This window comes from Candidatus Paceibacterota bacterium (genome assembly GCA_028716825.1).
Lineage (GTDB): Bacteria > Patescibacteriota > Minisyncoccia > Minisyncoccales.
In genome coordinates, this window is record JAQUPA010000001.1 from 36892 (window position 1) to 57606 (window position 20715).

Annotated in this window: 19 protein-coding genes, 1 tRNA gene and 2 rRNA genes; 17 read left to right on the forward strand and 5 right to left on the reverse strand. The window is 37.2% G+C overall.

Going from position 1 to position 20715, the window contains the following annotated elements:
- Nucleotides 1-23 precede the first annotated feature (23 nt).
- The 7 genes from PHI88_00205 to galT all read left to right on the forward strand — a co-directional run bounded on the left by PHI88_00205 (nt 24) and on the right by galT (nt 10167).
- A 23S ribosomal RNA gene (locus tag PHI88_00205) occupies nt 24-3014 on the forward strand.
- A gap of 108 nt (nt 3015-3122) precedes the next feature.
- Nucleotides 3123-3231 (forward strand): 5S ribosomal RNA (gene rrf, locus PHI88_00210).
- Between the two features lie 70 nt (nt 3232-3301).
- Nucleotides 3302-5029 (forward strand): penicillin-binding transpeptidase domain-containing protein, encoded by a 1728-nt coding sequence (locus PHI88_00215; GenBank protein MDD5551579.1) that lies wholly within the window; start codon nt 3302-3304, stop codon nt 5027-5029.
- A gap of 688 nt (nt 5030-5717) precedes the next feature.
- Nucleotides 5718-7031, forward strand: coding sequence for a hypothetical protein (locus PHI88_00220; GenBank protein ID MDD5551580.1), 1314 nt, complete (start codon nt 5718-5720; stop codon nt 7029-7031).
- Nucleotides 7032-7182: 151 nt separating this feature from the next.
- Nucleotides 7183-7473 carry a co-chaperone GroES gene (locus PHI88_00225; GenBank protein ID MDD5551581.1) on the forward strand — a complete coding sequence of 97 codons (291 nt, stop codon included), beginning with the start codon at nt 7183-7185 and terminating at the stop codon, nt 7471-7473.
- Between the two features lie 11 nt (nt 7474-7484).
- Nucleotides 7485-9110 carry a chaperonin GroEL gene (groL, locus tag PHI88_00230; protein MDD5551582.1) on the forward strand — a complete coding sequence of 542 codons (1626 nt, stop codon included), beginning with the start codon at nt 7485-7487 and terminating at the stop codon, nt 9108-9110.
- 76 nt (nt 9111-9186) lie between these two features.
- Nucleotides 9187-10167, forward strand: coding sequence for a galactose-1-phosphate uridylyltransferase (gene galT / locus PHI88_00235; protein ID MDD5551583.1), 981 nt, complete (start codon nt 9187-9189; stop codon nt 10165-10167).
- Between the two features lies 1 nt (nt 10168).
- On the opposite strand, the gene PHI88_00240 is transcribed toward galT, so the two are convergent.
- Genes PHI88_00240 through PHI88_00260 form a run of 5 tightly spaced genes read right to left on the reverse strand, consistent with a single transcriptional unit; the run spans nt 10169 to nt 15563 of the window.
- Entirely contained in the window at nt 10169-12058 is a 1890-nt protein-coding gene (locus tag PHI88_00240; protein ID MDD5551584.1) for a hypothetical protein, read from the reverse strand.
- Nucleotides 12046-12180 carry a hypothetical protein gene (locus tag PHI88_00245; GenBank protein ID MDD5551585.1) on the reverse strand — a complete coding sequence of 45 codons (135 nt, stop codon included), beginning with the start codon at nt 12178-12180 and terminating at the stop codon, nt 12046-12048. Before PHI88_00245 ends, PHI88_00240 begins: the two co-directional genes overlap by 13 nt.
- A gap of 2 nt (nt 12181-12182) precedes the next feature.
- On the reverse strand, nt 12183-13268 hold the full coding sequence (locus PHI88_00250; protein ID MDD5551586.1) for a glycosyltransferase family 4 protein: 1086 nt from the start codon (nt 13266-13268) through the stop codon (nt 12183-12185).
- A 12-nt stretch (nt 13269-13280) separates the two neighbouring features.
- Nucleotides 13281-14327 (reverse strand): glycosyltransferase family 4 protein, encoded by a 1047-nt coding sequence (locus PHI88_00255; GenBank protein MDD5551587.1) that lies wholly within the window; start codon nt 14325-14327, stop codon nt 13281-13283.
- Nucleotides 14328-14333: 6 nt separating this feature from the next.
- Complete coding sequence (locus PHI88_00260; protein ID MDD5551588.1) at nt 14334-15563, reverse strand: glycosyltransferase; 1230 nt, start codon at nt 15561-15563, stop codon at nt 14334-14336.
- A gap of 185 nt (nt 15564-15748) precedes the next feature.
- On the opposite strand from PHI88_00260, the gene PHI88_00265 reads away from it, so the two are divergent.
- From PHI88_00265 to PHI88_00310, 10 genes are all read left to right on the forward strand, one after another.
- Complete coding sequence (locus PHI88_00265; protein MDD5551589.1) at nt 15749-15967, forward strand: L28 family ribosomal protein; 219 nt, start codon at nt 15749-15751, stop codon at nt 15965-15967.
- Between the two features lie 14 nt (nt 15968-15981).
- Nucleotides 15982-16053: transfer RNA gene (locus tag PHI88_00270), tRNA-Pro, on the forward strand.
- Nucleotides 16054-16085: 32 nt separating this feature from the next.
- Nucleotides 16086-16478, forward strand: coding sequence for a hypothetical protein (locus PHI88_00275; protein ID MDD5551590.1), 393 nt, complete (start codon nt 16086-16088; stop codon nt 16476-16478).
- Nucleotides 16479-16647: 169 nt separating this feature from the next.
- Nucleotides 16648-16872, forward strand: coding sequence for a hypothetical protein (locus PHI88_00280; protein MDD5551591.1), 225 nt, complete (start codon nt 16648-16650; stop codon nt 16870-16872).
- A 37-nt stretch (nt 16873-16909) separates the two neighbouring features.
- Nucleotides 16910-17143: a hypothetical protein gene (locus PHI88_00285; GenBank protein ID MDD5551592.1), complete on the forward strand. Its 234-nt coding sequence runs from the start codon at nt 16910-16912 to the stop codon at nt 17141-17143.
- 5 nt (nt 17144-17148) lie between these two features.
- The gene (locus tag PHI88_00290) at nt 17149-17448 is read left to right on the forward strand and encodes a hypothetical protein (GenBank protein MDD5551593.1); all 300 of its coding nucleotides are present in this window, start codon (nt 17149-17151) and stop codon (nt 17446-17448) included.
- Between the two features lie 216 nt (nt 17449-17664).
- On the forward strand, nt 17665-18297 hold the full coding sequence (locus tag PHI88_00295; GenBank protein ID MDD5551594.1) for a hypothetical protein: 633 nt from the start codon (nt 17665-17667) through the stop codon (nt 18295-18297).
- Between the two features lie 338 nt (nt 18298-18635).
- Entirely contained in the window at nt 18636-18902 is a 267-nt protein-coding gene (locus PHI88_00300; GenBank protein ID MDD5551595.1) for an RNA-binding protein, read from the forward strand.
- Between the two features lie 302 nt (nt 18903-19204).
- Complete coding sequence (locus PHI88_00305; protein ID MDD5551596.1) at nt 19205-19996, forward strand: sigma-70 family RNA polymerase sigma factor; 792 nt, start codon at nt 19205-19207, stop codon at nt 19994-19996.
- 469 nt (nt 19997-20465) lie between these two features.
- A complete protein-coding gene (locus PHI88_00310; protein MDD5551597.1) occupies nt 20466-20696 on the forward strand; it encodes a DUF2188 domain-containing protein in 231 nt (76 codons plus the stop codon).
- Nucleotides 20697-20715 lie beyond the last annotated feature (19 nt).

Here is a 20715-nt window from a genome sequence, read left to right on the forward strand (position 1 = left end):
GGGTAAGATAAGAATTTCTTTGGTGCGAGGTTACTTAAGTGCTTGTGGTGGATGCCTTGGATTGAGAAGGCGATGAAGGACGTGGCGTGCCTGCGAAAAGCCTCGGTGAGGTGGTTAGCAACCTTTGATCCGGGGATTTCCAAATGGGGAAACCCGATTCGGTGATAAACCGAACCACTCTGACGTAAGTCAGAGAGCAAACCTGGGGAAGTGAAACATCTCAGTACCCAGAGGAAAAGAAAAAAAGCTCCAAAAATTTTCGAAGTTTTTGGAGAGCATTCCCTTAGTAGCGGCGAGCGAAAAGGGATTAGCCCAAACCGAGTGCATAACTTGTTATATGCTCGGTGTTGTAAGGAAGTATCGTCGGGAATTTTTCTCTCTTTTGAGAGAAAAATTTCTGAGGAAGTTTACAAAGTAAACTATTAGCCGAAAGTTCCTGGAAAGGATTGCCGTAGAAGGTGATAGTCCTGTAGGCAAAAATGGTTTACACTTCTTGATGCTTTTCTTGAGTACTCCGAGAAATGATAGCCTCGGAGGAACCATCCCGAACTATCGGGAAAGGCTAAATACTTCTCAATACCGATAGCGAACCAGTACCGTGAGGGGAAGGTGAAAAGTAGCCCGATGAGGGCGGTGAAAAAGAACCTGAAACCACAAGCTTACAAAGAGACGGAGCCCCGTTCGCGGGGTGACGTCGTGCTTTTTGTAGAACGAACCAACGAGTCTATTTTTGCGGTAGCTTAAGCTCTATGGAGTGTAGGCAAAGGGAAACCAAGTCTTAAATAGGCGAAAAAATATCGTAAACATAGGACCCGAAGCCAGGCGAGCTTGCCATGGGCAGGGTGAACCCTGACGAAAGTCAGTGGGGAGGCCCGAACCAGTTGGTCGTGCAATTCCATTGGATGACCTGTGGTAAGGAGTGAAAAGCTAATCGAGCCTGGGAATAGCTGGTTCTCCCCGAAACAGCTTTAGGGTTGGCTTCTTTTCGTAAACTAATCGGGGGTAGAGCACTGGATGGATCTGCTCGGTCTTCGGACTGGCTTATCCAACCAAACTCCAAATACCGTTTAGTTGAAAAGAAAGTTAGACTGTGGGGGCTAAGCTCCATGGTCAAAAGGGAAACAGCCCAGACCGCAATCTAAGGTCCCTAAATTCTTGTTAAGTGTTAAAAAGGAAGTTTCTCTACTCAGACAGGCAGGAGGTTTGCTCAGAGGTAGCAATCCTTTAAAGAGTGTGTAACAACTCACTGTTCTAGCGGAGAGGCGCCGAAAATTTAGCGGGACTAAAACAAGATACCGAAGATGCGGATTCATAAAACGTTTACGTTTTATGAGTGGTAGGGGAGCATCTCCTTTGCAGTGAAGCTCATGACGCGAGTCAGGGTGGAGCGGAGGGGAGAGAGAATGTTGGTATGAGTAACCGCAATCCCGGTAAGATTCCGGGACGCCGAAAGTCCAAGGTTTCCTTGGCAATGTATGTCAGCCAAGGGTTAGGCGGTCCTAACCTTCTGACCGAAAGGTCTTGGGGGATGGGAAGTCGGTCAATATTCCGACCCTTCTTTATTAATTCCGAAGGGATAACGGATCGAAGTAGCTCGAGCGGATTATTGGATTTCCGTTCTTTAGCTAAGAAGGTTTTATTGGTAAATCCGTAAAGCAACTTCAAGGCTTGAGAAAATCCCGATTTTATATCGGGGAATTCGAGTGAGCTCGTTCCCGAGAAAAGTCTCGTAGGGTTAATTAATAAAGGATCCGTACCACAAACCGACACAGGTGGACAGGTGTAAGAACACCAAGGCGAACGGGTGAATCCTCATTAAGGAACTCGGCAAAAAAGCGATCGTAAGTTTGCAATAAGATCTGCCTCCGCTTGCGGAGGCCGCAGCGAAAGTTTCTCTGGCGACTGTTTATCAAAAACACAAGTCCCTGCATAACTGGTAACAGGAAGTATAGGGGCTGATGCCTGACCAGTGCTAGAAGGTTAAGCTTGGCGGTTTTTTAACTTTGTTAGACAGCTAACTAAGTGAAGCCCTAGTGAACGTCGGCGGTAACTCTGACCGTCCTAAGGTAGCGTAATCCCTTGTCGGGTAAGTTCCGACCCGCATGAATGGCATAACGACCAGAGAGCTGTCTCAATGAGGAGCCCGGTGAAAATGCAGTATCGGTGAAGATGCCGATTACCTGCGGCAAGACGAGAAGACCCCGGGAGCTTTACTATAGGTTCTCATTGGCTTTTATTCTTGGATGCGTAGTATAGTGGGGAGGCTTTGATGTTCTGGTTTCGGCCAGAACGGAGCCGTCAGTGAAATACCCATCTTTCGAGGATATAATTCTAACTTCAACTTTGTTGTAGGACAGTGAGTGCTGGGTAGTTTAAGTGGGGCGCTTACCTCCTAAAAAGTAACGGAGGCGTTTATTAAGGTCGGCTAGCTCCGGATGGAAATCGGAGTGATTGTATAAAGGCAAAAGCCGGCTTTACTGCAAGGCGGAAAAGCCGCGCAGTCAGGAAACTGGAACTTAATGAACCGACCTCTTTTTATAGAAAAGAGGAAGATTATCAGATAAAAGCTACCCCGGGGATAACAGGCTGGTAGGGCCTGAAAGTCCATATTGACGGCCCTGTTCGGCACCTCGATGTCGGCTCAGCGCATCCTGGGGCTGGAGAAGGTCCCAAGGGTTTGGCTGTTCGCCAATTAAAGCGTTACGCGAGCTGGGTTCAGACCGTCGTGAGACAGGTCGGTCTCTATCTGCCGTAGGCGTAGAGTCTTGAGGAGAGTCATTCCTAGTACGAGAGGACCGGAATGAACCAACCTCTGGTGTACCAGTTGTTCTGCCAAGAGCATTGCTGGGTAGCTATGTTGGGAAGGGATAAGAGCTGAAAGCATCTAAGTTCGAAGCCCACTTCAAGATTAGGACTCTTAGGTTGCCCGAAGACGACGGGCTTGATAGGCTGTAGGTGTAAGTTTCGTAAGAAATTAAGCCGAGCAGTACTAATAAACCATTAAACCTCGCACCAAAGAAGTTCTTATTTCGAGCGAAGCGAGAAAATGCTTCAGCTCCATTTCGAGCGAAGCGAGAAAATGCTTCAGCTCCATTTAACAAGGTAAATTTTGAGCTCATTATCTTGGTGATAATACTGGGCGGGCAATACCTCTTTCCATCCCGAACAGAGAAGTTAAGTCGTCCAAGGCCGATGATATTGCTTTTGCGAGAAAGTAGGTCGTCGCCAAGATAATGAGCTCAAAGAAGAAAACGCCTTTCAAAAAGGCGATTTTTTTTATAAACTATAAGTTGTATCTTATATGAAGGACTACAAAGTAAAAACACAATTTAAAGAAATCCTAGAGCCAGAAGAGATATTACTCGATACCAAAGAAAGAAAAAATAAAGAAAAAGGTAAACTAGAGTTGCCGATACAAAATGGCGTTTTTTTTGTTGTTTTTTCTGTTTTTATATTGCTATTTTTATTATTACTTTTTAGGACCGTTTATTTTGTATCTGCAAAAGGAGAAGAGATGAGCGAGGCGGCAGTGGAAAATTATTTAAGGAAAGTTTACACAGAAGCACCAAGGGGCATTATATATTCTAAAGACAAAAAAGTGCTTGTTAAGAATGCTAAAGATGAAGAGGCAAAAAGTACAGAAAAAAAGAAAGAAAAAAAATATTATAGAAATTATATAGATAGTTTTTATTTCTCTTTTATTCTTGGTTATGAGAGAGAAGCAACAGAAGAAGATCTAAAAGGAGATACTGATTATTATGAACCAGGTGATTGGGTTGGGAAAGATGGAGTTGAAAAAGAGTATGAAAAATATCTACGGGGCAAAAAAGGCGTTAGAGAAAAAGTGGTGAACGCCAAAGGGAAAATTGTCTCAGACAAGGTCAAAAAAGAGCCAGAGATAGGGGATAGTCTTGTTTTAAACATAGATGCTGGACTTCAGAAAAAAATTTACAGAGAATTAAAGAGAAAATCTTCTGGCAATGATGCTGTAGGTATTGCCCTAAATCCTCAAAATGGAGCGGTTCTCGCGCTTGTTTCAATACCTTCAAATGACAATAATGTATTTTCAAAAAAATCATTATCCGCAAGTTATCTTCGCAATCTTCAAAAGAGGGGGAGTATTTATAATATAAATAAAGCCATAAGCGGAAGATTTCCTTCGGGCTCAATTATAAAACCATTAATTGCTTCCGCCGCCTTAGAGGAAGAAGTTGTATCTTCTCAGACAACAATTAACTGTACTGGCGAAGTTATAATTCCAAACCCTTGGTATCCAGAAAAACCCACAATAAAAAAAGACAACAAAACTCATGGTTTGACGGATTTAGAAAAAGCCATTGCAGAATCTTGTAATGTTTTTTTCTTCACAGTTGGAGGAGGTTATCAAGATATTAAGGGGCTTGGAATGTCAAAGATTAAAAAATATTTAGATTTATTTTATATAGAAGACGAATTGGGGATTGATTTACCGGGTGAAATTGCTGGGTTTGTGCCTTCTAAAGATTGGTTTGAAAAAAAAATGAAAAAACAAATGCGCAGGAATTGGTCAATTTCTGATGTTTATGACGCTTCAATTGGCCAGGGATTTTTTTCCTCCCCTCCGCTTCATATGGCAGTTGCACTATCTGCAATTGCAAATGGTGGTAAAATTTATCAACCCCAAGTTGCAGATAAAATTGAAACTTCCAAAGGAAAAGTTTTAAAAGACATAAAGCCAAAAATTTTACAAAAAGACTTTATAAGTAAAGAAAATATCAAAATAGTGAAAGATGCAATGAAGTCTTGTGTTACCTCTTCTTCCGGTTCTTGCCGTCAGTTAAATTCTCTACCAGTATCTTCGGCTGGCAAAACGGGTACTGCAGAATCAGATAGGGGAGACTTAACGCATGCTTGGTTTGTGTCTTTTGCTCCATATGAAAAACCTGAAATTTTCCTTTTAATTTTTGTTGAATACGGCGGCGGAGGCTCTGATGTTGCAGAACCTATCGCGAGAGAGGTTTTGGAATGGTATTTTAAAGATAAGAAATAATAATTAAATATAAATAATGTTAAGACTTCTCTTATGAGAAGTCTTAATTTAACCTTTAAACCATTGACAAAAATATATATGATATGTTATAATATAGATGGAAAGGATAAAGATAGCACATTAAGATAAAAAGTGAGGGGAAAGGTTAGATTGCGATCTCTTCGGACCAAATGCTTACAAAAGGTTAGCTCACAAAAGCTTTCCGGGTGGCAAAGGTCTGAGGAGGTCGCAACCACTTTTTCTCTCATTCGAAACATTGAGGCTATTTCCCCTGGGTCTTCGGACCTACATGGATGGCCACGGAGAGGACGAATTCTTTCGTCCTCTCCCACCTATTTGAATTTGTTAATAATATTAGTAACTTCAAATAGGTGAACGAAAGGAGGTGAAAATTGGATAATAAAAAACAAGCAACAAAAGGACGCAAAATTTATCTTTCGGCTTCATGTGAGGTATGTACTTCCCTCGAGGAAGCAAAGGCTCTCACAGAGGGCCGAAAGTAAACATACAAGGCGAGGCTATGGTAGTATTACCTAGCCTCCCTATCTCTGAATTTTTCACTTTAAAGTTGAAAATTCAGAAATAGGTAATGTTGTTGACAAAGTTATCTTTATTTCGTATAATAGTAAATGTAAAAGAATATTTAATAAAGTATTCAAAAAAGGTCAAAATAAAAAAAACCAAAAAAATGAAAAATATTAAGAATTTTTTAATTCAGAAAGCAAAAATATTGTTTTTGGGAGCATGCGTATTTCAGCTTGCTTTTTTGCCAATTGGTCTTGCACCAAAAACAGCTCTTGCTGCCAGTTCCAACGATGTAATATATGGTGGAACATACTCTCTTTCTGATTTAGCTGCAAAAATTAACTCAGGAAGCGATGGTAGACATGGTGATATTGGTGTTATTTTCAAGACTCTTGGAATTTATCCAAATGAATTCAACGGAAACATTGATGGCGCAAATCGTCAAACTGTTGATGGTTGGGTTTATAAAGATGGGAGAGTCGTTTTGGCGAATGGCACAGTTGTTGCTTCCGGAAATGTTATTTCTGCAGGAAGAAGTAATCTTTCAGGATCTACACCAGATGTTTTTGGATTGCCAATCTATTGGAGACATCCCTCTGTGAGTTTTAATTCCTCAAGACTATCTGCTTTTATTCATATTGTAAATGGTAGGTTTTCTTGGGCGGTAGTTAAGTCTTGTGGAAATCCAATCAAGGTTTGGGGTTCACCTTCTGCTACTTTACATAAAGAAATAAGAAACGTTACAAGAAATAGCGGTTGGTCAACAGGCACTGTTGAAGGAAGAAGGGGAGATACAGTTGAGTATAGGCTTACTTATGACGTTGGTGACGAATCCTTAAATAATGTCTGGCTTTATGATGCTTTGCTAGCAAATACTGCTGATGGCAAAAAAAGCTACAGAGAATATTTATCTAACCCATGGGGGCTTGAACCATCGCAATATTTTCTTTGGTACCCAAGTGGAGTAGATATTGCAGGATATAAAGTTTCAAGAATGCTTGCTTGGTATGCTCCAGGAAGAGCTCCAAGAGCGCATGGTATTGCAACTTTTAGAGCAAAAGTAGAAAGTAATACACCAAAAGATACTTATATCTGTAATGACGCGGCTTTAAGAGCAGATAGGTTAGGAGTTCGTTTTAGTAACAAAGTTTGTGTTAAAATTATTGTTCCTTCGGGACCAACTCCAACACCAACTCCTACTCCAACACCAACACCAACGCCAACTCCTACTCCGACACCTACTTCTACTCCAACTCCAACTCCAACTCCAACACCTGAAGGTGAGGTCCTTGGAGCGTATGTTGAGAAGGAACTTCCAAAAATTCCAATCACAGGTGCTTCTTCGGCAGTAGCTCTAACATTTGTTTCTTCCGCATTGGGTTATGGAGCAGTTGCAAGAAAGAAACTCAAAGAAAAACTTTTGGGTTCAAAACTCCAGAACGCAATGGATATTGCAAGAAGGAAGAAAGGACTCTAAAAGTTAATAGCTATTTTAGCTAATTTAAAACAGCCCCGCGTCGCGGGGCTGTTTTTGTTCATAAAAACCCTTGACAACAATTTTTATTTCCTTAAAATACTAGATTAGCAGTCAAAGGTCGAGAGTGCTAATTTAATGAATAAAAATAATTATGAATATAAAACCACTTTCGGATTATATTTTAATTGAACCTTTAAAAGAGGAAGAAAAAACAAAGTCAGGTATTATTCTTCCAGAGACAGCCGAGAAAGAACAACCGCAGGAAGGAAAAGTTGTTGCCACAGGACCCGGCAAACAATTAAAGTCAGGGGAGAGAGCAAAAATGGAAGTAAAAGAGGGCGATAAAGTCCTTTTTCGAAAATACGGTCCAGATGAAATTAAAGTCGATGAAAAAGAATATCTAATCGCAAAACAAGAAGATATTTTAGCAATTATTAATTAAATTTAAATTTCATGGCAAAACAAATTTTATATTCAGAAAAAGCAAAAACAAAGCTTTTAAAAGGAGTAAATAAGTTGGCAAACGCTGTTACTGTAACTTTAGGACCTAAGGGCAGAAATGTTGTTTTAGATAAAGGTTTTGGCTCACCCGAAGTTACAAACGATGGAGTTACAATCGCAAAAGAAATAGAGCTTGAAGATAAGTTTGAAAATATGGGTGCTGAAATCGTAAAAGAGGTTGCATCAAAAACTAATGATGTTGCAGGAGATGGAACAACCACAGCCACTTTACTTGCACAAAATTTAATTTCAGAAGGTTTCAAAAATGTCACAGCTGGAACTAATCCTCTCGAACTTAAAAGAGGAATCGATATGGGGATTGATGCAATAGTTGAGAAGCTTGGTGATGTTTCAAAGAAGATTTCAACAAAAGAAGAGATGGCACAGGTTGCTACAATTTCAGCAGAGGATGAGAAAATGGGCAAAATGATTGCAGAGGTTTTTAACAAGGTTGGGAAAGACGGAGTTGTAACGGTTGAAGAATCAAAAACCTTTGGTTTGGATAGCGAAATTGTTGAAGGAATGCAGTTTGAAAATGGCTACATCTCTCCGTATATGATTACAAACCCAGATAGAATGGAAGCAGTTTATGAAGACCCTTACATTTTAATTACTGACAAAAAAATATCTGCGATAAACGAAATTGTGCCTTTGCTTGAGAAAATGACCCAAGCCGGTAAAAAGGACCTTGTAATTGTGGCAGAAGACATTGATGGCGAGGCTTTGGCAACTTTAATTTTAAATAAATTAAGGGGAGTATTTAATACTCTTGCGATAAAGGCCCCTGGTTTTGGAGACAGGAGAAAAGAAATGCTCCAGGATATTGCAATTTTAACTGGTGGGCAGGTAATTTCAGAAGACATGGGTTTGAAATTAGAAAATGTTGAGATGAACCAGCTTGGTCAGGCAAGAAGAGTAGTTTCACAGAAAGAGCAAACTACAATTGTTGCTGGCAAAGGTAAAGAAAAAGACATAGAGGCAAGAATAGAGCAAATACAAAAAGAGCTTGAAGTTACAGAATCTGATTTTGATAAAGAGAAGATACAAGAAAGATTGGCGAAATTAAAAGGTGGAGTCGCTGTCATTAAGGTAGGCGCTGCTACAGAAGTTGAACAAAAGCAAAAACAACAGAAAATTGAAGACGCAGTTGCTGCTACAAGAGCAGCTATCGAAGAGGGCATTGTTCCCGGTGGGGGAGTGACCCTTGTAAGATGTATTTCTGCGCTTGATGCTCTAAAATTAAAAGGGGATCAGAAGATAGGACTTTCAATCTTAAAGAAAGTTTTAGAATCTCCTTTAAGGAAAATTGCAAAGAACGCAGGTCAGGACGATGGAGTTGTTTTGCAGAGAGTCAAAGAAAAATCACAAAATTTTGGATACAATGCCAAAAACAATGATTTTGAAGATTTAATGGAAGCTGGCATTATTGATCCAAAAAAAGTTGTAAGGAGTGCTTTACAAAACGCAGCCTCTGCTGCTGGAATGATTTTGACAACAGAAAGTGCAATTACTGATAAGCCTGAGAAAAAAGAGAGTTCAGGTGTTCCTCAAATGCCGCAAATGCCAGAGGGTTATTAAAGTTTGGCTAAGAAAAGAAAAAAAGCTATAATTTAAAAGGGTAATCTTAGGGTTACCCTTTTAAAGTAGAAAAATTATGAAAAAAACAAAAAAAGAATCCTCTGAATTGAGATTTGATATTGTTTCTGAGGATTGGATAGTTATTGCAACCGGCAGAGCAAAAAGACCAGAGAGTTTTCAAAAAGAAAGACGTAAAGAAAATTGGGAGAAAGGCGAATGTCCATTTTGTAATTTAAAAAGTCAATTATCACCAGTTTATGAATCACAAAATATTACTGTAATTCCTAATTTATATCCTGCTTTTTCTGAAGAAAGTAAATTAGACGAGAGAGAAGTTGGACCCTACAAAAGAATGAATGGGGTGGGGTACCACGAAGTTATTATTACAAAAGACCACAAAAAGCAGATGGCAGAATTTTCTATTAAAGAGACAAGAGAAGTGATTGATTGTTATCATAAAAGATATGTTGACTTAATGGACAAGAAATTTGTTAGCTATATTTCTATTTTTCATAATCATGGTAAAGAGGCGGGCGCTTCCATATCTCATCCTCATTCCCAGCTCATCGCAATTCCAATAATTGACCCCGATATCAAAAGATCTCTTAAGGGTTCAAAAAGATATTGGGAAAAGTACGGCCAGTGTCCCCACTGTACAATGATGAGATGGGACATTAAAGATAAACAAAGAATTATTTTTGAAAACAAAGATTTTGTTGTTCTCTGCCCTTACGCTTCCACCATAGCATTTGAGATGAGAATCTATCCTAAAAAACACGAAGCTTACTTTGAAAGGTTTGAAGAAGAAGAAAAGACAAATTTCGCAGAAGCTTTAAATATTGCTTTAAAATCTTTATTTAAAGGGCTCCAAGATCCTTCTTATAATTTCTTTTTACATACAGCTCCTTGTGATGGAAAGGATTATAGTCACTATCATTGGCACTTTGAAATTTTACCAAAAACAGATATCCCAGCTGGTTTTGAGTTGGGAACCGGAATTGAGATTTGTACGATTGAGCCGGAAAGAGCAGCTGAGCATTTAAGGAAATTTATCTAAATTAAATATTTTTGTAGGTAGGGTCTGTTTTTAATTCGTAGTATTTTCTTATAATTCTTCTTGCTCCAACAGCAGACCAGAGCTGAACTTTACTCATTCTGTAGTAGGCTTCTGGTTGTTCGTTAAAAAATTTCGGTGTTCCCCTTTCGTCAAAATGAACCTCGGGGACTGCTTTTAGTTCCGCAAATGTTTTTATTGTGTCTTCACAAATATTTAGGAGAGTTTTTTTGATCAATTTTTGTAAATCTTTTGGCCAGTTTTCAGTAAGAGCTTTTTTAAGATGACGACTTAGTCCTAAAACACAGAAAGCGGTTTGCTTTGTCCATATTACAAGCCCGTGGTATTCTTGAGTTGTATATCCATATTTGTTATTTTTTGCAATAACCATAGGTCCAGAAGGTGTGTAAAAATATTCTTTTGAAAGCAATCTTTCGCAGAAACTTCTTATTTCTTTTTGTGTACCGTCAAGATAAGTATAAAGATAAGCTTCATCCAGATTATTAATTTTCATTTTATCAAAACTAACACCTCCTTTTTTCTTTTTTGTGCCATATAAACAAAGCGCATAACCTATTCTATCTCTTTTATTTTTATTTATAAATTTATAATCAATTTTTTTGTCCGTCCATTTTTTAATCAGCCTATCTATTTCTTTTGCCCTTTTTTGTAATCCCAATTTTGATTGGAATTTTTTAATCGTTAAAAGTGCTGCAGGATAGAAAACACAATTTACATCAAAAGGAGCAATAATAGGGTCAATTTTCTTGAAGGCCCAATGAGAATCTCTCCAATTACCGAAAGGATAATATTCTTCTTCGTTTTTTCTTAATTTTTCTGGTATTTTTTTAAAAGTTATAAGGTCCTTATTTTTTGCCTCATCTAGGATATATTTCGCAACTTTTCTTATTTTTTTATTGTTATTTTCTTTAGCAAGGAATGTTTCTGGTAAGTAATTTAATCCGATTATATAATTTGGTTCGATATCTATCATCCTTCTGTCATAAATATCTTTTCCGGCGATTTCATGCTCATATTTATATTCGCCAATTAGTTCTTCGTGCCAACCTTCGCCTTTTTTATTCACGTGAGAGATTGATTTTTCATACATATAGTTTATAACCTCAGGCCTTAGGTCGTGAGTTCCAAGTACTGCGCTTTCCATCCAATCTCTTGGGAAAATAGTTCCAAACCGGTCTCCAGACGTTTTCCCCCATGTTATTAAGTGTTTTATTTCGATTTCTGTTCTTTCCATTATTCCTTTAACAGTTTTTTTATGTTTTCCAAAGAATTCATAATTGAAATCTTTAGCAGAGTAGAGAAAAAACTTCCTAAAAATTTTGTAGTTTATTTCATTTGTTTTTGCCTGGATAACAAAAGGTATTTCTTTCCCTTCCGTTTTTAGCTCAAACCCCAAAAGGGGAGAGGTTATTTTTTTTATTTTGATTTTTTTTGGGAATAAAAAATCTACTTGATAACAATATTCTCCGTAAGTTCTTTTGAAGATTATCTTTGTTAGTTTTTTACTAGAGGTTTTTTTTATGATTCTTGGGTAAGCCTTGCTAAAAAATTTATATCTTAGTTGTAGAAAATTTCCTGTCTTTTCTACTAGTTTTCTTAATGTTCTAATATCATCCATTATGGGATAGTAAAGATTGATTTTGCCTGCGAGAAAACTTCCTTGAATTTCAAGGTGTTGATTTATATTTTCTACTTTTTTTATTTTTATTTTATGGAGGGGTATATCGACTAAACCACAATATAAATGATTATTTGGGCCGATAATTCTAAACTGATCTAGTTCGTCAAAATCAACATAATAGCCATTTGCTATCCAGAGATTTTTTTCAATTTTTACGCTATTTTTTTTCTGCGTAGTATTTATTCTGTCCATATCCCTTTAGTATTTAAAATTTCCTTAATTATTTTTTTTGAATATCTCAATTGCTTTTTCTGTTCGGGCGTTATTTTTTCTTCTTCTCCGGGTATTTGAGGAATTTTTTCAACATTATTCATTTTTATTTTTTAGCCACTCTATAATATATTTTTTCATATTCATCTATCATCTTTTCTACGCCAAATTTGTTTTCAACCCACTTTCTGCAATCACTTCTTTTAATTTGACCAATTTTTTCCACAGCATCTACTGCTTGTTTTAAATTATTTACTATAAATCCTGTTTTTTTATCCTTGATAATTTCTGGCACAGAACCATGTCCGAATGCTATAACTGGTGTTCCACATGCCATCGCTTCTGTCATTACAAGCCCGAAAGGCTCTTCCCACTGAATAGGAAATAGAAAACATTTTGCTTTCTTGTAAAGTTGCGGCATTTTTTTATAAGGGACAACTCCGATATATTGAATATTTTTGTATTTTAGATTCGGCTTTATTTCTTTTTTAAAATATTCCTCGTCAGTTATTTGTCCAGCAATCTTTAGGGGTACTTTTGTTATTTTTGCTATTTTACAAGCGACATGAATTCCCTTTTCTTTAGTTAATCTTCCTGCTGTGAGAAAAAAATCCCCGTCCTTTTTATTGAATTTATATTTTGTCATTTCTATGCCGTTATAAACTGTTCCAGCATATCTAAGGTTCGGAGCAGCTTTTCTTTGTGCTTTTGAAATAGAGACAAAAAATAGTTGAGGGTATTTTTTATAATATTGGAATATAAATTTTCTAAAAGGATCGTCTAAGGGATCGTGTATAGTGATAACAGTTGGTATTTTAATAAGGGGAGCAAGGTGGAAAGCTCGGCGATAAGGGTGGACATGAATTAAGTCAAACATTCCTTTTTGGGCCATTTGATACATTTTTCCAACTAAAATATTTTCATACATTCCCACCATGCTACTATGAGTTACATTGCTTTTTGAAAACTTTTTCGTATTTTTATATAGAGATTTTTTTTCTTCCGAAATAAGTTTTGCTTTTGTTTTAGAATCAGAAGATCCAAAAAGATAAACTTTATGACCCCTTTTTACCATTCCTTCTGCGATCCACGACGTTAACCAGAGAGGAGCATAAATAGATTCTCCTGGTGGGGGAGTTGAATATTCGTTGCTGCAAAACATTGCTATTTTGAGTTTCCTTTTTTTTACCATAATTTTTTAAAATTATTTTTTAGGTTTTATTATTTTTCTGTAGATTTTTTCATATCCATCTACCATTTTCTCAACAGTAAATTTTTCCTCAACCCACTTTCTACAATTTTCTCTTTTTATTGTATCAATTTTTTTTACTGCTTTCACTGCTTCTTTTACGTTTTTTACTACAAAACCAGTCTTTCCATTTTTTACAACTTCTCTTGCAGAGCCACGGTCAAAAACGATTACTGGCGTTCCACAAGCCATAGCCTCTGGCATTACAAGACCAAAAGGCTCTTCCCAGTTTATAGGTAGGATTAAAGCTTTTGCATTTTTTAAAAGTTTAACTTTTTCTGTATGGGCGATTTCTCCAATGAACTTTATTTTTCTTCCGTCAATCAATGGTTTTACTCCTTTTTTAAAGTATGGTTCATCAACAACATCTATTTTTGATGCCATCTTCATGGGAAGATTTGCTCCTTTCGCGATTTTTATCGCTTCAATCGCTCCCTTTTCTTCTGACATTCTGCCGAGAAAAGCTAAATAATTCCCGCCCTTTTTTGAGAAATCAAATTTTTTAACTTCAATGCCATTATAAACCGTGGCCACAAAGTTTAATTCTGGTAAAAATTTTCTTTGAGCATTGCTTATTGAGACATAATTTAAGTGCTTTAATTCTTTATATGCAGGTTTTCTAGGTTTGTCGTTAATTGGTCCATGTAGAGTGCTTACGGTTGGTGTGTTAAGTAGTTCTGCTACACAAATGAACCTCCAATTAAGATGGCTATGAATAATGTCGGGTTTTAATTCTTTTATTTTTTTTATTGCTTTGTTTATGCCAACCCATTTCATTGTTTCTCTAAATCTTGAATCTCTGCTTAAAGGATATTTTCTCATGGCTTTCGGTAATACCGGTACTAGTTTAGCGCTTGTTTTAGAATCTCCCGACGCAAAAAGATAAACTTCGTGCCCTCTATTTATAAGTTCTTCTGTTATGCTATAGACAACACGTTCAACGCCTCCATATTTTTTTGCAGGAACGGGTTCTTCAAAGGCAGAAATTTGAACTATTTTCATTGAATTTTATATATACTTTTTATATTCGTCGCTAATTTTTTTTGCGATAAAAGGCCAAGAGTGATTTTTTGATACGTATTTATAGCCATTTTTAATGAGTTTTTCTTGGAGTCTTTTTGAAGAATATAGCATTTGGACTTTGTTTTTTATGTCAACGGGACTACGTGCTTTAAATAAAAGGCCTGTTTTTTTATGAGAAATTATTTCTTTTAATCCGCCAACGGCAGATACAATAACAGGTATTTTTGTTGCCATTCCTTCGAGTGCTACAAGACCGAACGGTTCATAGTAAGAGGGGACAATCAAAGCATCTGCGGCAGAATAAAAATTTCTTAATCTTCTGTGATTTATCATACCGGTAAATTTAATGAGATTTTCAACTTTTTCTTTTTTTGCTTTCTCGAGTAATCTTTCATATTCTTTAAAATCTAAAACATTTTTTTCTTTGCCATGTATTTTCCCTCCAACAATAACAATTTTAATATTTGGAATTTTCTTTTTTAGAAGTTTGGTTGCGGTTATTAAAGATCCAATTCCTTTACGCCACTCAAGTCGGCCAACGTACAAAAGTACAAAGTTTTTTTGGTCTATTCGTAAGCTCTCTCTCGCTTTTTCTTTTGAAAGTGGCTTAAATTTCTGAAGATTTACGCCCCCAGGGATAACTTTTACTTTTCCTGGAATGGAATCATAGATTTTAACCAGCGATTCTTTTTCGCTTTTTGCAAGACTTACGACTGCGTCAGCTCTCTCTACCGTTTCTTTTTCTACGTCAAATCTTTTCTGAAAATAATCAGTTTCGTTTTTGTTCGTTAAATATTTCTTTTTTGTGGCTTGCCTGATTTTTCCTAAAGAATGAAAGTTTTCAATAAGCGGTTTTGAAAATTGGCATTTTGCTTTTAACGCCATCCATGCTCCATCCCAGTAATGCCCATGGAAAACATCGTAGTTATCTTTAACTTCAATGAATTTCAAGAAATTTAAATAAACTTCTGGCAATATATTAAAAAGTTCGGTTTTTTGGACATAACTTTTCTTACCGCCTCTTAACCTAACCACTCTTGCGTTTTTGTTGATTTGAGAAATATGTTTTTTATTTGTGGAGTCCCAACGAGTAAAGACATCTACTTTATGTCCTAATTTGCCGAGTTCTTCGGCTAAAGATCTTACGTAGATGTTTTGTCCTCCAGTTTCTTGAGAACCAAGATGTGCGAGGGGGTCGGAGTGTATGCTGAACATCGCTATTTTCAGAACGTTTTCCTTCCCGTTTTTAGTATTTTTTCCCATTTTAAGCAAATAAAAGAGAAATCCCTGGAAACATCCCAGAAATTAATCCAATCATCTATTTTATGTTAAATATTGGAAATTTTCAAGAATAAGCTTTTTGCTTGATTTTGAGCAATCATTGAAAAAAAACAAGAAATATGTTAAAAGGAAAAGGTAATTTTATAAAAAACATGAGGAAATGTGAAATTTGCGGGAAAACATATACTGTAAAAACCGTTCGAAAGAAATTAAGAGGTAAATATAATCCCACAAGCAAACAAAGGAAGTATCCAAATTTACAATGGGTGCGTTTGCCATCTGGCAAGCGCGTCAAAGCTTGCACAAAGTGTATCAAGACCCTTTCAAAAACGAAATAGTTTCAATCAGAAGCCGGGGCATAGTATAATGGTTATTATGCAGGGCTGGGGGTCTTGTGACCTGGGTTCGATTCCCAGTGCCCCGAAACAAAGGTCTTTTTAAAAACTTATAAGAACCATGGAAGGACCATTTTCAAATTTAGACCAACCACCAAATGGACAAGAAAATAATGAAAAGAATTTAGAAGACCAGTTAAAGAAAACAAGCGAAGTATTAGAAAAAGCTGAGCAGCCAATGATTAATAGAAAACGTATGAATATTATAGGAGAACAAATACGTAAACTTGGCTTTTCAGATCAAAAGCAAAAAGAGATGATGCCGGTCTTGATAAAAAATGAAGAAATTATAAAGATGTGCGATGAAATTTTAGAATTAGAATCCAAAACTACTCCACAAGTAAATGCAGAAACCGATTTGACGACAAAGGAAGAGATAGAAATTAAAGAGGGACAGTTAAGATCAAAAATTGAGGAAGGATCTTTTGACGCTGAAGAAGAAAAAGCGGCTTAATTGTTTAATAAATAAATTCGTAAAAGCGGGGCTTTACACTCCGCTTTTATATTAAACTTGAAAAATAAAGAATTTATTGTATAATAAAAGGGTTAGTCTAGTATATAACATAAAGAGTTTAGGAGGTGCGAAGGTGGATAAAAATAGAGCTAACCAATTGCGAAAAGCTGTGGATTCAGCGCTTAATGAAGTGCTGGAAGCAAAGACTGAGATAGATGAAGCCAAGGAAGAATGGCGAGAAATTGTATCTAGTCATTCAGTAAACAAAGCTGAGAAGATCATCGCAGAAAGGAATATTTTCCAAAGGGCTAAAGAAGCCCGGAGAAGACGAGACGAGGCCTGGAAAAAGTATTATAACTTATCCGATGAGTTAACCAGAATATTAAGGTCTTAAGGAACAGGGGGGGATAAGATTGAATTTCGCAGATTCGTTGGATGAGAGGCTTTTTTGGAACGAAGAAGAGCGAAAGAGTGTCTTGCGAGAGATAGAACAACTTTCCAAAAAAGCAGACGAAACTTCTTCCGCCCGTCGCAAGAAAAAGATACTCACAAATATAGATGAGATGTGGAAGAAGAATTTCGATCTGTTCGACGAGTGGCTAAACATAGTTTCATGCCAAGCCGAAGAATTAGATAATGACGTAGAGCATCGAGAAAGGAGGTGAAAGAGATGAAGCTTTCCATAGGACCTTTAAGTGTTTGGGTTTACAAAAAGATCTCTGCAGGGGGCAGAAGCGTGGTAACTGCGGAGCTCGAAAAAGATGACGGAACCGTTGTCATAGTTTCTCCCGATCTTTCAGGGCAGAAGGCCAACATAAGAGAGCTCTGCATTATACCAAATTTTCCTTCCTTCGAGGTCGCCTTCGAGGACGGTAATGTCTTACGTATATTCATCCAGGATGACGAGATCATGGTCGTGGATTTACGTAGAGAGGTTACCAGAATTCCTTTTTACAAGAAGGAAACCTAGGTCAAGTAAGAAAAGATAAAGGAGGTGGTTCATGCGGTCTGAAATACGGCCGCTTTTTTATTTCTGTTTTCAAATATATCTTAGCATCTTATTGACTTTTCAGGAAAATCATTTTATAAAATAAAGTAAGCATTTTTAAATTAGTTCCTTAAAATTAAGGGATTTTTATATGTTTTGTAAGGTTGTTCGGAGAAGGGAAAAGAGAAGGTGGTGAAAATGAAAAAGTTTTGGATTTATTTTGCAATTATAATGTCCGTCCTTTTGATAGGGGGTATTATAATAACTGCTGTTCTTGGCATTCTTGATGATATCTATGCTTGGGCTTGGGTGGGCCTTGTTATGTTGCTAATAGCAGTATTATTTATAGCGGCATACGGCGAATATATTATATCAGCCATCGGCCTTGTCGATTTGTACTTCTTCTTTGCAATGATTTTCAACTTCCAATGGAAATACTTTCTGTATTTCTTAGCAACAAGTGCTATTCTTGTTCTTGTAGCTATTATATACGTATTTCTTAAAGAAATTGGATTGGTTGATTTTGAAGAATTCTTTAGTTCCTCTGAAGGAAAAAGTTCTTCAGGGGGTTCTTCAGGGGGTTCTTCAGGAGATTCCTTTATAGGAAGCTCAAAGAGCAGGAAAGAAAAGGAATATTGCAGAAAGTGTGGAAGCTTTAACCATAGTACCTTTGCACATGGTAGTCATGCAGAAAAGTCTCCAAGCGAATGCAGGGAATGTGGAAGTCAATACCACATAACTTTGGATCACAAAGAGTGTGGAGTTTGTGAGAGTACAGAGCATGATACTTCAGAACATATACCATTCAGCGGTAAATTAGAAGGAGATTGAGTCCCTTATGGGCCAAGAGACAATATTAAAACGCGGGAAGTCTAAGGATTTCCCGCCTGTTTTATTTTCAAATATAAAAACAAGATTATTTATTCCTGAAAGATTTTCGAGATTTGATTTTTTCCGCCTTGTAAAGGGAAGTTTTTTATGTTATACTGTCTTTGGTTTGAGTTAACTCTCGTGTTTCTTATTTAAAGTTATCTTTAAATTTTGTACTCCGAGGGGATCAAACGGGGTCGATTAGTCCTTTGAAACAGCGGTTTTTTACCGCTCCTGCTTGGCAGGGTTTCAAAGGATAAATGCCTGTTATTAAACAGGATAAAATTTAGAGAAAACGTATGGAAGAAGCAAAAAACAAGCTCTACGTTGGAAACTTGGCATATGAAATCAACGATGAAAAGCTGAAAGAAATTTTTTCAGCTGCCGGTGAAGTAACAGAAGCCGTTGTTATCATGGACAAGATTTCCGGACGTTCAAAGGGTTTTGGCTTTGTTACAATGAAAGATGACGCTGCAGCTGAAAAAGCTATTGAGCAGCTAAACGAAACAGACCTCGAAGGAAGGAAAATCATTGTTAACGTTGCAAGACCAATGCGCGAAAGATAAAATTGATTATCTTAGCAGAAAAAGCGGATCTTATTGATCCGCTTTTTTATTGTTTTTCTATAACTTGGTTGAAGGAGAAGAGTAATGGGAGGAAGAGGGTCGGCTTTAAAAGACCGTTTTCCCCGAAAGTGTTCCTGTAAACGGAATTACACTTCCGAGAGCTCTCTATTTTATCAATTGAGTTTATTCTTGAATAAAATCGGAATTTATTGTATACATCAGAATTAACCTATTTAGCACATAGTGCCAAAAGAGGTTTAAAATATATAAAAAAAGGAGGAAGTTGAGTTAAAGGAGGGGAGGTGATTTGCTTGTCATTTAACGATAACCACAAACTGGAGCTTGAAAACGATGAGGACTTGGTAAAGCTGGCTCAGCAAGGAAACGAAGAAGCCCAGCGAGTCTTGTTAGAGCGTTATAAATACATAGCAAGCACGAAAGCAAGTTTGTATTTTCTTCCCGGAGGAGATCAAGACGATTTATTCCAGGAAGGGATGATTGGCCTTTTTAAGGCAATTCGCGGTTATCAAGAGGGGCGCGATTCTTCTTTTAAGAGCTTTGCTTTTTTGTGCGTTTCTCGAAGTATAGTCACAGCACTAATACTAGCAAATCGCCGGAAGCACAAAGCTCTTGATGGTTATTCCTCTTTAGATAAATACGTTAGCCCAGATGGGGAAGAAGGCAATAACCATTTGCCGGCCAGCTACTTGGAAGATCCAGAAGAGATTTTTATCAACAATATAGAAAGAGAGGAGATGGAGGTCTTCTTACGAGAGAAGTTGTCACCCTTTGAATTTGCGGTAGTTCAGCTATTTATTCAAGGATTTTCTTACAGGGAAATAGCCAAAAAGCTGGGCATATCCGAAAAGCAGGTTGACAATGCTCTCTGTAGAGCGAGGGTTAAGACCAAGCGGTATGCAGAATACATGGACACAAAGGATAAAAAAAAGGAGGTGTTAAAGGTGCCAATTAGCGGATACACCATCTTTATGAAAGAGCAGTACAGAAAAGGACTAACAATGGATCAAGCTCTTGAGGCCTATAGAGAGCTATCACCGGAGAAGAAGGAAGTGTTGTCAAACGAAGCAAAGTAGATAAGGGACTCTAATAAGGTTTTTCCTGAAGCTGAAAGAGGAGGTTCAGAACCGGTGATACCAGCGTCTCTGGAGGGAGTCTTCAAATCATTGAAGGTTTTCCTCGAAGAGGAGCTCGAGAGTACCAGGCGCAAGGAGGCAATCCTTACAGGATTGATCGACCTACTTTAGACATACACAATCGCAACATGTGGGCGGGAGTCGCAAGACCCCCGCTTTTTCTATTTAAATTAGCAGTCTAAACACTTGACTGCTAAATTTATTTTTTTATAATTAAGTATATTTAGTAATTAAACAATTAAAAAATCCTGCATGTAATCTTGATTGCTGGATTTTTAAGAAACCGTTTTTTCTTTAAGTTATCTCTTTTTAAAAGACAACCCTTAAACAACCTACGCTTTCCGAAAACCAGCAATAAAACGGCTGGTTTTTTTACAAAAGGCCGAATTTTTAAACTATTTCAAAATTTATGATCAAGAAAAATTTTCACAGCGTTCCTCAGGGTGATGCTTGGGCAATAAAAAAAGAGGGTGTTGATAGGCCGGTTTCAAAACACAGAACACAGGCCATTGCAGAAGAAAAAACTCGTGTTCTTGCTAGAAGGGTTGAAGTAGAAGCAATCTATCATAACAAACAGGGGATTATTAAAGGCAGAGATAGTTATGGAAATGATCCATGTCCACCAAAAGACAAAAATTAAAGGTCACAATATAAACTAA